Here is a 13,407-nt window from a genome sequence, read left to right as displayed (position 1 = left end):
TGCGCGTGCACCGTTGGTCCGACCCGTCAGAGACACCTGAGGCCCTGAGGCCCTGCGTCGTCACCCTCGGCAACTTCGACGGGGTGCACCGCGGTCACCGCGCCGTGCTGAACGCCCTCATCGAGTCCGGGCACCGGCTCGGCCTGCCCTCGGTCGCGGTGACCTTCGACCCGCACCCGGTGGCCGTGCTTCGCCCCGAGTCCGCCCCCGAGCTGATCGCCCCGGGCGAGATCCGCGACGACCTCATCGAGGACACCGGCATCGACGGACTGCTCGTCATGGACTTCACCCCCGAGTTCGCCATGCAGCAGCCGGAGGACTTCGTCCGCGAGGTCTTCGTGCGCGGGTTGTCGGCCCGCTGTGTGGTCGTCGGGATGGACACCCGCTTCGGGTACCGCAACTCCGGCGACGTCTCGACCCTGGCCGACCTGGGGGAGCAGTTCGGGTTCGAGGTCGTCACCCTCGACGACGTGGGTGACGGCGAGCGCTTCTCCTCGACCGTCGTGCGCAGCCACCTGCGGGCCGGCGAGGTCGGTGAGGCCGCGCGCATCCTGGGCCGTCCGCACCGGGTCGTGGGCACCGTCGTCCACGGCAACCACCGGGGGCGGGGGCTGGGCTACCCGACGGCGAACCTGTCCGCGGACTCGCTCGGCCTGGTGCCCCAGGAGGGCGTGTATGCCGGGTGGCTCACCCGCCTGGACCGCTCGCCCGGGGAGCCGGACCGCACCATGCCGGCGGCGATCAGCGTCGGCACGAACCCGACGTTTCAGACGCAGGACCGGCGCACGGTCGAGGCCTACGTGCTCGACCGTGACGACCTCGACCTCTACGACGAGCGCGTGATGGTCGAGTTCACCGCCCACATCCGGCCCACCCTGCGCTTCGACAGCGTCGAGGAGCTCCTCGAGGCCATGGCCAGCGACGTCGAGCGCTGTCGCGAGCTGCTGGCGAGGATCGTCCCGGACTGAGCCAGACCGTCTTTCGCGAACGTGGGTGATGATCGTCGGCTGGACGACGATCTTCACCCACGTTCGTCGGGGTTGAGGCCGGGTTGGATGCCGTGAGCGCGTGCGTGGGGCAACTCACCGGTAACAACAATCGGCAACACGTTCCGTCGGGCACGTCCATGTGACAGGATTCGGCACCACCGGCCCCCAATGACGAGGACGATGTACGACATGCCCACAGCTGCCCCCCAGATCAACACCCCCGCCGACGAGCCCGTCGACCAGGCGATCTTCGACAACGAGGCCCAGAGCGTTGGGCACCTCTTCCGCGACCGCGTTGCGGCGAGCCCGAACGGGCCCGCCTTCATGTACGCCAACGTCAAGCCCGAGGGTGACGAGTGGGTCACCGACACCTGGGCCGAGGTCGACGTCGTGGTCCGCGAGCTCGGTGCCGGCCTGATCGCACTCGGCGTCGAGCCCGAGGACCGCGTCGCCATCGCCTCGAGCACGCGGTACGAGTGGGCCCTCGCCGACCTGGCCACGATGGTCGCCGGCGGTGCGACCACGACGATCTACCCGACGACGATGGCCGACGACGTCGCGTTCATCCTCGCCGACTCCGGCACCAAGGTGATCTTCGCCGAGAACGCCGACCAGCTCGACAAGCTGCGCGGCATCCGCGCGAGCACCCCGGCCGTGAGCCGGGTCATCGTCTTCGACGCCGAGGTCGACGACAGCGACGCCTGGACGCTGAACCTCGAGCAGGTCCGCCAGCTCGGCCGTGAGTACCTCGCCGGCGACCCGGGCGCCATCGACGCCCGTATCGACGGCATCCAGCACGACCAGCTCGCGACGATCATCTACACCTCGGGCACCACCGGTCGCCCGAAGGGTGTGCGCCTGCGGCACAGCGCCTGGACGTACGAGGGTGCGGCGGTCGCCAGCACGCACATCCTCAACGAAGACGACCTGCAGTACCTGTGGCTGCCACTCGCGCACGTCTTCGGCAAGGTGCTGCTGACCCTGCCCCTGCAGATCGGGTTCCCGACGGCCATCGACGGCCGCATCGACAAGATCGTCGACAACCTGGCCGTCGTGAAGCCCACGTTCATGGGTGCGGCCCCGCGCATCTTCGAGAAGGCCTACGGCCGGATCAGCATGATGATGGAGGCCGAGGGCGGGGTGAAGGCCAAGCTGTTCCACCTGGCCAGTGACGTCGGCCGCGAGGTCAGCGAGCTGCGCGAGCAGGGCAAGAGCCCCTCGGGCATGCTGGCGCTCAAGCACTCCTTCACCGACAAGGTCATCGGCACCAAGATCCGCGAGCGGTTCGGTGGACGCGTCCGCTTCTTCATCTCCGGCTCGGCGGCCCTGAACAACGACGTGGCCCGGTGGTTCGACTCGATGGGCATGCAGATCCTCGAGGGCTACGGGATGACCGAGACCAGCGCCGCGTCGTTCGTGGCCCGCCCGCGCGGCTACCGCTACGGCACGGTCGGCTGGCCGCTGCCCAAGACCGAGGTGCAGATCGCCGGCGACGGTGAGGTGCTGCTGCGGGGCCCGGGCAACATGGAGGGCTACCACAACAACCCCGACGCGACCGCCGAGACGATCGACTCCGAGGGCTGGCTGCACACCGGTGACATCGGTGAGCTCGACGAGCGCGGCTTCCTGCGGATCACCGACCGCAAGAAGGACCTGTTCAAGACCAGCAACGGCAAGTACGTCGCCCCCTCGATCATCGAGTCGACGTTCAAGGGCCTGTGCCCCTACGCCAGCCAGCTCGTCGTCCACGGCGCCGACCGCAACTTCGTCTCGGCCCTGGTGACCCTGGACCCCGACGCGATCGCCGGCTGGGCCGCGGCCAACGGCATGGAGGGCAAGTCCTACACCGAGATCGTCACCTCCGACGCCTGCCGCCAGATGGTGCAGGGCTACGTCGACCAGCTCAACTCCGGGCTCAACCGGTGGGAGACGATCAAGAAGTTCACCATCCTCGAGAACGACCTCACCATCGAGGCCGGCGAGCTCACGCCGAGCCTGAAGCTCAAGCGCAAGGTCGTGGCCGACAAGTACAAGGACCGGCTGGACGCCCACTACACGGGCTGACCTGGCGGTCTGCTCCACCTGGGACGGCCTGCGGCACCTGCACGGCCCGCACCACGTCACGACGCCCCCCGGCCACTGCGGCCGGGGGCGTCGTCAGGCCCACCGACACCCTGGACCCGCCCGCCACACCACACCCCCGGCATCCCGACGTCGTGCGACTTCGGTGCGGTTCCAGCCCGGCTCCCGCGCGAAAACCGCGCACACGTCGCACGACGTCGTGGGTTTTGGGCGCAGTGCGCTGACCCGCATACCCTTGGGGGATGCCCGGTCAGTCGATCTTCCGCTCCCTCGAGCCCCTTCTCGAGCAGGTGAGCAAGCCGATCCAGTACGTCGGCGGTGAGCTGAACTCGACCGTCAAGCCGTGGGACGTCGGCGCCGAGCACACCGTGCGCTGGGCCCTGATGTACCCCGACGCCTACGAGGTGGGCGTGCCCAACCAGGGCGTCATGATCCTCTACGAAGTGCTCAACGAGCGGGCAGACGCCTTGGCCGAGCGCACCTACGCGGTCTGGCCCGACCTCGAGGCACTCATGCGCGAGCACCAGGTGCCCCAGTTCACCGTCGACGCCCACCGCCCGGTCGGCGACTTCGACCTGTTCGGCCTGTCGTTCTCCACCGAGCTCGGCTACACGAACATGCTCACGGCACTCGACCTCGCCGGCATCCCGCTGCACGCCGTCGACCGCGACGAGAGCCACCCGATCGTCGTCGCGGGCGGCCACGCCGCGTTCAACCCCGAGACGATCGCCGACTTCATCGACGCCGCCGTGGTCGGCGACGGTGAGGAAGCCGTGCTCGCGATCACCGACATCGTCGCCGCGTGGAAGCACGAGGGGATGCCGGGTGGTCGCCAGGAGATCCTGCTTCGCCTCGCGCGCACGGGTGGGGTCTACGTGCCGCAGTTCTATGACGTCAGCTACCTGCCCGACGGCCGCATCCAGCGCATCGCGCCGAACCCGGCCTTCCCGCAGGTGCCGTGGCGGGTGGCCAAGCACACCGTCATGGACCTCGACGCGTGGCCCTACCCCAAGCAGCCGCTCGTGCCGCTCGCCGAGTCGGTGCACGAGCGGATGTCGGTCGAGATCTTCCGTGGCTGCACCCGTGGGTGCCGGTTCTGCCAGGCGGGCATGATCACCCGCCCCGTGCGCGAGCGCAGCATCACGGGCATCGGCGAGATGGTCGAGCGCGGCCTGGCCGCCACCGGCTTCGAGGAAGTCGGCCTGCTCTCGCTGAGCTCGGCCGACCACACCGAGATCGCGTCGGTCGCCAAGGGGCTCGCGGATCGTTACGAGGGCACGAACACCGGCCTGTCGCTGCCGTCGACGCGCGTCGACGCCTTCAACATCGACCTGGCCAACGAGCTGACCCGCAACGGTCGCCGTTCGGGCCTGACCTTCGCCCCCGAGGGTGGCTCCGAGCGCATCCGCAAGGTCATCAACAAGATGGTCACCGAGGACGACCTCATCCGCACGGTCGCCGCCGCATACGGTGCCGGCTGGCGCCAGGTGAAGCTCTACTTCATGTGCGGGCTGCCGACCGAGACCGACGAGGACGTCCTGCAGATCGCCGAGCTCGCGAAGCGGGTCATCGACACCGGGCGTGAGGTCAGCGGTCGCCGTGACATCCGCTGCACCGTCTCCATCGGCGGCTTCGTGCCCAAGCCGCACACCCCGTTCCAGTGGGCCGCCCAGCTCGGCGCCGACGAGACCGACGCGCGGCTCGACAAGCTGCGCCAGGCGATCCGCTCCGACCGCCGCTACGGCTCGGCCATCGGCTTCCGCTACCACGACGGCAAGCCGGGCATCGTCGAGGGTTTGCTCTCGCGCGGTGACCGCCGGGTCGGGCGGGTCATCGAGGCCGTGTGGCGTGACGGCGCCCGCTTCGACGGGTGGTCCGAGCACTTCTCCTACGACCGGTGGATGGCCGCCGCCGAGCGCGAGCTGTCGGCCTTCGGGGTCGACGTCGCCTGGTACACCACGCGCGAGCGCGAGGAGGCCGAGGTGCTGCCCTGGGACCACATCGACTCCGGGCTCGACAAGGAATGGCTCTGGCAGGACTGGCTGGACTCGCTCGACGAGACCGAGGTCGAGGACTGCCGCTGGACGCCCTGCTTCGACTGCGGGGTCTGCCCCCAGATGGGCACGCAGATCGAGATCGGACCCACCGGCAAGACCCTCCTGCCGCTGACCGTCCTCGGCTCCGGCCGGGAGCGGATGACGGCCGCGCCGTGAGCGGCGCCGGTGCCTGGGTCGAGGACGACCGCCCCGGGCGCCGCGGCCTGCTCGTCGACGTCGCCGGTGCGCTGGCCTTCGGGAGTTTCGCCGTCTTCGTGGGCACCGCGCAGTCCGGGTGGTCCGCCCTCGCGGGAGGGCTGCTCGCGGCGGCCGTCGCCGTGCGGCGTGGGTGGTGGTGGGCCGCCGTCGCGCTCGCCGTCACCGCCGGGCTCCTCCAGGTGGTGGTGGGGGACCTCAACATCGTCGCCGACCTCGCCTTCGCGCCCGTGGCCTTCACCCTCGGTGCGCACCGGTCCAGGGCCGTACGGCAGGCGGGACTCGTGGCCAGCATCCTCGGCGTCGCCGGGGCCGCCACCTGGGCCGGGGTGGAGGCCACCGGCTCCCAGGGCACGGGCGGGCCCGCCCTGTCGGTTGCCGGGATGGCCACCGCGGCGGCGCTGGTCCTCGTCGGCGGCTGGGTCACGGGCTACGTGCGCTGGCAGCGGCGTGAGGCCCTGCGCGCCCACCTCGACGCGCAGCTGCGGGCCGCGGAGGAGCGCCGGCTGCGCGACCTCGTCGCCATCGAGCGCGACCGGTTGCGGATCGCCGCGGACATGCACGACGTCATCGCCCACTCTTGGGCCGTCGTCGCCGCCCAGGCCGACGGCGCCCGCTACGCGATGCGCACCGACCCGGCCGCGGCGGAGGACGCCCTCGGGGTCATCGGGGAGACGGCGCGCGGCGCGATGACCGACGTCCGTCGCCTGCTCGGCCGGCTCCGCGACGCTGAGCTCGCCGCTGACGACGACCTCGGCGGCCCCGACGAGCTCGTCACGCGGATGCGCGCCTCCGGCATGACCGTGGACGTGCACCGCGAGGGCACCCCTGACCCCGCCGTCGCCGGTGCCGCCCGGCTCGTCCTCGCCGAGGCCCTGACCAACGCCCTCAAGCACGGCGACCTCTCCGTGCCGGTGCGGATCGAGGAGGCCGGCGGCCCCGTGCACCGACTCACCGTCACCAACCGCCGGGGATCGCCGGGCGCGCCGGGGGAGGGGCACGGTCTGCGGGGGATGCGCGAACGCGTCGAGCGGGCCGGCGGTCGGCTCACGGCCGGCCCGACCGCGGACGGTCGCTGGGTCGTCGACGCCGAGCTGCCCCGGGCCGGGGCGTCGTGAGCATCCGGGTGGCGCTGGTGGACGACCAGCCGTTGTTCCGGGCGGGGATCGCGATGGTCCTCGGCTCGCAACCGGACCTAGAGATCGTGGGTGAGGCCGGGGACGGCGACGAGGTCCTCGCCCTCGTCGAGCGCACCACTCCCGACGTTGTGGTGATGGACGTCCGCATGCCTCGCGTCGACGGGGTGGCGGCCACGGCGGCCCTCGTCGCGGCCCTGGGGGAGGGCGCCCCGCGGGTGCTCGTCCTCACCACCTTCGACCTCGACGAGGCGGCGCTCTCGGCCATCGAGGCGGGGGCGGCCGGGTTCGTCCTCAAGTCGGCCGAACCCGAGCTGCTGCTGGCCTCGGTGCGGGCCGTCGCGGCCGGCAACCAGGTGGTCGCCGCGGGGGCCACCCGGGCCCTCGTCGAGCGGTTCCGGGCCCGTGGCCGGGGCGCCCCCGGGCCGGAGTACGAGGCGCTCACCCCGCGGGAGCGCGAGATCCTGCGGCGGACGGCCCAGGGCCTGTCGAACGCCGAGATCGCCGCGGCCGAGCACCTCGCGGAGGGGACGGTGAAGACCCACGTCTCCCGGGTCCTCGCCAAGCTCGGCCTGCGCGACCGGGTCCAGCTCGTCGTCTACGCCTACGAGCACGACCTCGTCTGAACCCGCCGCCCGACGTCCGCGTACGTCTCACGACGGATGCAGGTCACGACCTGCGGCAGACGCGCCGGGCCGGCCCTCCTCCCTAGCGTCGTCGGCATGGACACGAGCACCGATCCCCGAGCCCCCATCCCACCCGTCCTCGCCTTCCGTGGCGTCGAGCGCGTCTACGGCAGCGGCCCCGGCGCCGTGCGCGCCCTCGACGGCGTCAGTGTCGACGTCGTCGCCGGGCAGTTCACCGCCCTCATGGGTCCGTCGGGGTCCGGGAAGTCGACGTTCATGAATGTCGCCGCCGGGCTCGACGACCCGACGGGCGGGGAGGTCTGGCTCGCCGGCCACCCGCTCCACGCGCTCGACGACACCGAGCGGACGCTGGTCCGGCGCGACCACGTGGGGTTCGTCTTCCAGGCCTTCAACCTCGTCCCGACCCTGTCGGCGCGCGAGAACGTCGTCCTGCCCTTTGAGCTCGCCGGGCGTGCCGTCACGGCCGAGGTCCGCTCGCGCGTCGACGGGCTGCTCGAGAGCCTCGGCCTGCTCGACCGGGCCGAGCACTTGCCGTCGGCCCTCTCCGGCGGCCAGCAGCAGCGGGTGGCCATCGCCCGGGCCCTCGCGAGCGAGCCGCGCGTCGTCATCGCCGACGAGCCGACCGGCAACCTCGACATGCGGACCTCGCGGGAGGTGCTCGCCCTGCTCCGAGCGGCGGTCGACGACCACGGGCAGACCATCCTCATGGTCACCCACGACCCGGTGGCCGCCTCGCACGCCGACCGGATCCTCGTCATCGCGGACGGCCGGCTCATCGCCGACCACGGGCGGATGACGCCCGGGTCCATCGCCGACGTGCTCGTCTCCCTCGAGGTCGGTGCGGCATGAGGCGCGAACTGGTGCTCGGCGGCTGGCGCGACCTCAGCACGGTGGGACTCGTCGGCAGTCTCTGCGGGGCCTACGCGGGTGTGCTCGTCACGGCGAGCAGCCTGCTGCGCGCCACGGCGGCCGAGGGAGGGGCGGCCGTCGGCGTCCTCCTCGCGGTCGTCGCCACCGTGTTCATCCTCATCGCCGTGTACGTCTCCGCGGTCGTCATGGTCAACGCGGTCGACACCGTCGTCGCCGGCCGGCTGCGCCAGGTCGCGCTGCTGCGCCTCCTCGGGGCTCGAGGGCCGGAGCTGCGGGCCTCGGTGATGCGGGCGTCGGGCCTGGTCGGTGGTGTGGGCGCGGTCGTCGGCGCAGTCGCCGGTGTCCTCGCCACCGACGTCTTCCGCGTCGTCCTCGTCGCTCGCGGGACCCTGCCCGACGTCGACTATCCGGTGACCAGCCCCTACCTCCTCGCCCCCGTCGCGGTGGTCGGCGTGACGACACTGTTCGCGGGGTGGGTGGGGGCTCGCGGAGTCCTGCGGGTCTCGCCGGTGCAGGCGATGTCGAGCGTCGACGCCGGTGTGCCACCCACGACGGTCACCGCCCGGTGGCGGGCCGTGCTCTCTAGCCTGCTCATCGGCGGTGGGGGCCTGGTCCTCGTCCTCGCTGCCGCACTCGCCGAGGCCGGCAGCGTCGCCGGCTTCCTGCTCGCGTTCGTCGGGAGTGCTTCTGCGGCGACGGGTCTGCTCGTCGGGGCGCGTCTGGTCATCCCGCGCCTCGTCCTCGCGGTCAGCGTCGTGCTCGGCTCCAGCCCTGCGAGCCGCATCGCCCGGCGCAACGCCGTCGCTGACCGGATGCGGACGACGCGCTCGACGATGGGCCTGGTCATCGGCGTGACCCTCGTGACGACCTTCGCCTCCGGGATGGACGCCCTGCAGACGTCCGTGCACGCGTGGAACGACCTCAGCATTGCCCAGCGGCAGCAGACCGAGACCCTCCTCTCGACGGCGACGGTGGTCCTCCTGGGGATCGTCATCGTCTCCTCGGTCATCTCCGCGGTGGGGTTCGTCAGCACGATGTCCCTGACCGTCATCCACCGTCGCCGTGAGATCGGGCTGCTCCGGGCTCTCGGCTTCACGGCGACGCAGGTCCGGGCGATGGTGGCCCGGGAGTCAGCGGTACTCGCCGGCACCGCGGCGCTGTCCGGGCTCGTCCTCGGGGTGGTGTTCGGCTCGGTAGGTGCCCAGTCGCTCGTCGGGCGACTGACCGACGGCTTCGTGTGGGGGCTGCCGTGGCCGGTCCTCGGAGCCGTCGCGGCCTCCGCCCTCGTGCTCGTGTTCCTCGCTGCGCTGCCTCCGGCGCGACGGGCCGTCGCGGTCGCCCCGGTGGAGGCGCTGCGCGTCGACCGCTGAGGCCGTCGCGTGGCGTTGCCCGCAATCGCGCTCGCGGCCCCGCTCCGGCTGCCACGCTGGAGGTGTGGTCGGGCCGAGCACGAGCAGCCGTCGCCGGGCCCTGCTGACGGGCACCGACTCGGGGCGCGACGCGCTGCGCCAGATCGTCGTGGCCCTCACCGCCCTCGCCGCGGTCGTCGTCGTCGGCACGGTCGGCTACGTGGCCCTCGGCTTCCCGCTCCTCGACGCGGTCTACCAGACCGTGACGACCGTCGCGACCGTCGGCTTCCGCGAGGTGCGGCCGCTCGGGCCGGGGGGCCAGGCGTTCACCATCGTCCTCATCCTGCTCGAGGTGGGGACCGTCGACGACAACCTCAGGGTCCTCATCGAGGCCGTCACCGAGGGCCACCTGCGCGAGCACCTCCGAAGGCGCCGCATGGAACACGACATCGCGCGGCTGCGCGACCACGTCATCGTCTGCGGGTTCGGACGGGTCGGGCCCGCTCCAAGAAGACCTCGACACGGTCGCCCGCGAACTCAACGGGCGACCGCGTCAAACCCTCGGCTGGGCTAACCCGGCTGACACACTCACCAAGTACCTTGTCAACGGCGAGCCATTTTGAGATTTACCCGGGAGTACGAGACGGCGTGAGACAGATCGCGACTTCAGCGGTGGACTTTGAGACACCAGCCGCAGAAATTGAGACGCGGCCGACCTGTCACATCCCCATCTGCCGGTTGATCGCGGTCGCTCCGATCTCGACAGCGAGGTCGCGACCCGCGTTGCCGAGGTAGGCGGCGGTCTTACTGAACCAGCCCTTCCTGTCGGCGGGGAGCGATTCTGGGAAATACTCGCGAGTTCGGGACAGGTGGGACAGATCGGCCACTTCAGCGGCGGATTTTGGGACGAACCCTTCCCCCAGCCTCGACTCGGCGAGGCCGGCTTCAGGTTCCTGGTTGACTTCCCCCTGGACCGATCAGCGGCAGGAGCGCCTTACCTCTCCGCGGCAAAGTAGTGCGTTCGGCGCTCGGGTCCAGCACCATGACGACATGAGCGTCAGCGCTGCACACGCATCGGCCTTCTACGCGGAAGCCGCGGAGCATCAGCGCGTTTGGGGCATTCGCGATGGCGGCGGATTCCCTGCTCCGTTGAACGGTGACGGGGAAAGGGCGATGCCGTTCTGGTCGCTTCGCAGCCGCGCTGAACGCGTGGTCTCCACGGTTCCGGCATACGCCGCCTTCGAGGTGGTCGAAGTGCCGCTTGATGCGTTCCTCACGCGCTGGCTGCCAGGGCTGGAGCGGGATGGCCTTCGGGTCGGGCTCAACTGGTCAGGCTCGCGGGCCACGGGATACGACATGGCTCCGCCCGACGTACTAGCGCAGCTTCAGACGGACTGACGCTGCCCTCGCGCGGCGACACGCCTCGCACCGACTGCGGCAAATCCGGTACACGCCTCAGGCTGGGGAGCGGACGTGTTGTGATCCCCTCGATGCAAGGGAGAATGCCACCGTGCTGATCGACATGGTCCGAGTCCGCAGAGGCGCCACTGCGGCCGAAGCCATGGTGGACCGCCGCACTGGGCGTACGTGGACGGTGGACGTTCGCACGTTTGACATCGCTACCACCGTCGTCACCCTGGGGCAGTGGAACGCATTGCGCGGAACTGAGACCGATCCCAGCCAGGCAGCCTTTCCGAAGGTCGACGTCAGCTGGCGCCAGGCTGTCGCGTTCTGCAACGAGATGTCCTTGCGGGACCGGCTCGAGCCCGCTTACACGATCACGACGATCGATGCGCCAACCCGGAGTCATGCCACCTGGACTCCGCACGACGAACCGGCCCCTTACGAGTGGGGAGTGACCTGGGACCGAGAAGCGAACGGATACCGCCTACCGACAGAGGCCGAATGGCAGGTTGCCTGCCGGGCCGGCTCGACCGGCCCTCGCTATGGCGACCTGGACGAGATTGCCTGGTACGCGGACAACTCGCTCGGGTTCATGCACCCGGTTGCAGAGAAGACACCCAACGCGTGGGGGCTGTTCGACACCTTGGGTGGGGTCTGGGAATGGTGCTGGGACCAGTACGACGCGGAGGCCTACGGGTCGTACCGCATCATCCGGGGCGGCGGCTGGAGCGACCCGCACTGGGGTTGCCGGGTCGGAGTCCGTCGCAAGACCAACCCCGAGGCTGCATTCGACGACCTCGGTTTCCGTCTCACCCGGACGATCACGGAGTGACAGCCGCGCTGCAACGACCCGTCGCGTATCGGCAAGGCCGGTTAACACTCTCCGCGGCAGATGCGGACGTCACTCGGACCGGCCGCCGATCACTCCCACGGCCCTCGACGCCTACGAGGCCAGACGTTGGATCCATCCGTCGCGAAGTAGAGTTCCGCCGTGTCGTACCCCCAGTTCCTCGTCGTCCGAATTGGGGGCCTGCTGCTCTTCCTCTTGTTCCTGTTCGGCGTCATCGAGTCTGAGACAAGGCCATGGAAGGTGTTCTTCCTCATCCTCACCGTCGCGCTGCTTGTTGCGGCTGTGCGCCTCTACAAGCGCTTGGACAGGTGGCCCAGCGACCGCTGAGGCGATCCCGGGAGCCGGACGTCCAACCGCAGGATCGATCGCCCTATCCGCGGCATGAGAGTGCGTCAGGGGCGTGGATATTGGTTGCTCTCCACGCTCTCTCGACTGGCTGCTCCACGCATGCTCAGGCGGAAGTTGGCTGGAGCCGCGTTGCGTCGAGCAGGGCCTGCGCAGCAACGCTGCTGCCGGCGACGGCGATGTTGGGTTCATCTCCGATGGCAGCCGTCGCCGACATGATGACGTGTTTCCAGCCTCGTGTTGTCGCGGACACTTTGGAGTGTGCCCTCCCGTCGGGGCCTCGACCTCGGAGGACGGTGGTACCCGCCGACGTGAGTTTGGCGTGGTAGGTGACCGGATCTGCGGCCGTTCGCGAGTCGGTGAGGACGAGCTCCACGACCCAGTCCTGGCTTCGAGTTGGCAAGGGACGCGCATGCGCCCGCATGGCTAATACCAAGGCGTCAGGTGACATGTCCGCGTTCCACGGAAGGCCAGGCGAGGACACGGCCCATGCGGAAAGCGCCGCGTTCACGGCTTCAAGCTCGTATCCCCACTCGGTGAGGGCGTACAGGCCCGCCCGTACCGGGGGTCCGAAGGTTTCGCGTCGGACGACTCCCGCCCGCTCGAGTGCGCCGAGCTTCTGGGTCAGGACCGACGGGCCGATGCCAAGGACATCACGCTCAAGATCAACGAAGCGCTTAGGTCCCAAGAGCAGTTCTCGGACAACGATGAGGGTCCATCGATCCCCGATCAGGTCGAGCGCGTGCGCAGCCGCGCAACCGTCGTTGTAGGAGCCGTAGGTCCGTCGCGATGCCACATGCTCAATCTACTACTTGATTAGTAGTGGCAACTACTGTTTTAGTAGTGACATGGGCAACGAAATGCTTTGGGCAGCGGTGCACGCCGAGAGAACAGCGCTGGCTCGCGACCTGGATTCCCTTAGCGACCAGCAATGGTCGGCACCGACCGCGTGCCCTGGTTGGGACGTTCACGACGTCTTAGCGCACCTGGTCGATTCCGCGAAGACGACTCGAATCGGGTTTGTGCTCGACATGCTCGCCTGCCGGTTCGACTTCGACAAGGCGAACGAGCGGGGCATTCGGCGAGAACGCCGTGCGGACCCCCGCGAGACACTCGCGAGCCTGAGCGGGGTCATCAATCGAACGACAACGCCTCCAGCCCCGCTGGCCACCCGGCTCGTAGAGGCCTTCGTCCACGGCGAAGACATCAGGCGCGCGATCGGGCTGCATGGCAGTTACCCGGCGGAGCACGTGGCGACAGCTCTCCGTTACCAGGTCCGCACCTCGTTCGCCTGGGGAGGCGGCAGGGAGCGTTGTGAACGGCTCCGCCTGGTTGCATCTGACTCTGACTTCGTGGTCGGCGACGGTTCACAAGTCTGCGGCACGAGCATCGCGCTGCTGCTCGCAGTATCGGGACGCCCCGTGAAAGACGGCGAACTAACTGGCGACGGGGCCGGAGCGCTGATGGAAGCCCGCCGCTGAGC

At 70.1% G+C, this 13,407-nt stretch carries 12 protein-coding genes and 1 pseudogene; 12 read left to right on the top strand and 1 reads right to left on the bottom strand.

Features of this window, described 5'->3' with window-relative positions:
* Positions 1–5 precede the first annotated feature (5 nt).
* From C8E84_RS05180 to C8E84_RS05130, 11 genes and pseudogenes are all read left to right on the top strand, one after another.
* Positions 6–968: a bifunctional riboflavin kinase/FAD synthetase gene (locus C8E84_RS05180; RefSeq protein ID WP_159900068.1), complete on the top strand. Its 963-nt coding sequence runs from the start codon at positions 6–8 to the stop codon at positions 966–968.
* Positions 969–1,178: 210 nt separating this feature from the next.
* Positions 1,179–3,053, top strand: coding sequence for an AMP-dependent synthetase/ligase (locus C8E84_RS05175; RefSeq protein WP_159900066.1), 1,875 nt, complete (start codon positions 1,179–1,181; stop codon positions 3,051–3,053).
* 260 nt (positions 3,054–3,313) lie between these two features.
* Entirely contained in the window at positions 3,314–5,284 is a 1,971-nt protein-coding gene (locus C8E84_RS05170) for a TIGR03960 family B12-binding radical SAM protein (protein WP_159900064.1), read from the top strand.
* Positions 5,281–6,441, top strand: coding sequence for a sensor histidine kinase (locus C8E84_RS05165; RefSeq protein WP_159900062.1), 1,161 nt, complete (start codon positions 5,281–5,283; stop codon positions 6,439–6,441). Before C8E84_RS05170 ends, C8E84_RS05165 begins: the two co-directional genes overlap by 4 nt.
* Positions 6,438–7,085 (top strand): response regulator, encoded by a 648-nt coding sequence (locus tag C8E84_RS05160; protein WP_159900060.1) that lies wholly within the window; start codon positions 6,438–6,440, stop codon positions 7,083–7,085. Before C8E84_RS05165 ends, C8E84_RS05160 begins: the two co-directional genes overlap by 4 nt.
* A gap of 96 nt (positions 7,086–7,181) precedes the next feature.
* Positions 7,182–7,955 carry an ABC transporter ATP-binding protein gene (locus tag C8E84_RS05155; protein ID WP_159900058.1) on the top strand — a complete coding sequence of 258 codons (774 nt, stop codon included), beginning with the start codon at positions 7,182–7,184 and terminating at the stop codon, positions 7,953–7,955.
* Complete coding sequence (locus tag C8E84_RS05150) at positions 7,952–9,346, top strand: ABC transporter permease (RefSeq protein WP_159900056.1); 1,395 nt, start codon at positions 7,952–7,954, stop codon at positions 9,344–9,346. The genes C8E84_RS05155 and C8E84_RS05150 overlap by 4 nt, the downstream gene beginning before the upstream one ends.
* A 64-nt stretch (positions 9,347–9,410) precedes the next feature.
* A pseudogene (locus C8E84_RS18330) lies at positions 9,411–9,671 on the top strand (ion channel); the annotation flags it as partial.
* Positions 9,672–10,375: 704 nt separating this feature from the next.
* On the top strand, positions 10,376–10,723 hold the full coding sequence (locus C8E84_RS05140) for a DUF2750 domain-containing protein (RefSeq protein ID WP_159900054.1): 348 nt from the start codon (positions 10,376–10,378) through the stop codon (positions 10,721–10,723).
* A 112-nt stretch (positions 10,724–10,835) separates the two neighbouring features.
* The gene (locus C8E84_RS05135; RefSeq protein ID WP_246196794.1) at positions 10,836–11,561 is read left to right on the top strand and encodes a formylglycine-generating enzyme family protein; all 726 of its coding nucleotides are present in this window, start codon (positions 10,836–10,838) and stop codon (positions 11,559–11,561) included.
* 159 nt (positions 11,562–11,720) lie between these two features.
* Positions 11,721–11,906, top strand: a complete 186-nt coding sequence (locus C8E84_RS05130; RefSeq protein ID WP_159900052.1) for a hypothetical protein — start codon at positions 11,721–11,723, stop codon at positions 11,904–11,906.
* A gap of 124 nt (positions 11,907–12,030) precedes the next feature.
* Here C8E84_RS05130 and C8E84_RS05125 read toward each other — a convergent pair whose 3' ends face one another.
* On the bottom strand, positions 12,031–12,720 hold the full coding sequence (locus C8E84_RS05125) for a winged helix-turn-helix transcriptional regulator (protein WP_159900050.1): 690 nt from the start codon (positions 12,718–12,720) through the stop codon (positions 12,031–12,033).
* A 52-nt stretch (positions 12,721–12,772) separates the two neighbouring features.
* Here C8E84_RS05125 and C8E84_RS05120 point away from each other — a divergent pair, with 52 nt between their 5' ends.
* On the top strand, positions 12,773–13,405 hold the full coding sequence (locus C8E84_RS05120; RefSeq protein ID WP_211675406.1) for a maleylpyruvate isomerase family mycothiol-dependent enzyme: 633 nt from the start codon (positions 12,773–12,775) through the stop codon (positions 13,403–13,405).
* Positions 13,406–13,407: the final 2 nt, after the last annotated feature.

It is taken from the genome of Ornithinibacter aureus (genome assembly GCF_009858245.1).
Lineage (GTDB): Bacteria > Actinomycetota > Actinomycetes > Actinomycetales > Dermatophilaceae > Fodinibacter > Fodinibacter aureus.
This window is presented reverse-complemented; position numbering and strand designations above follow the sequence as displayed.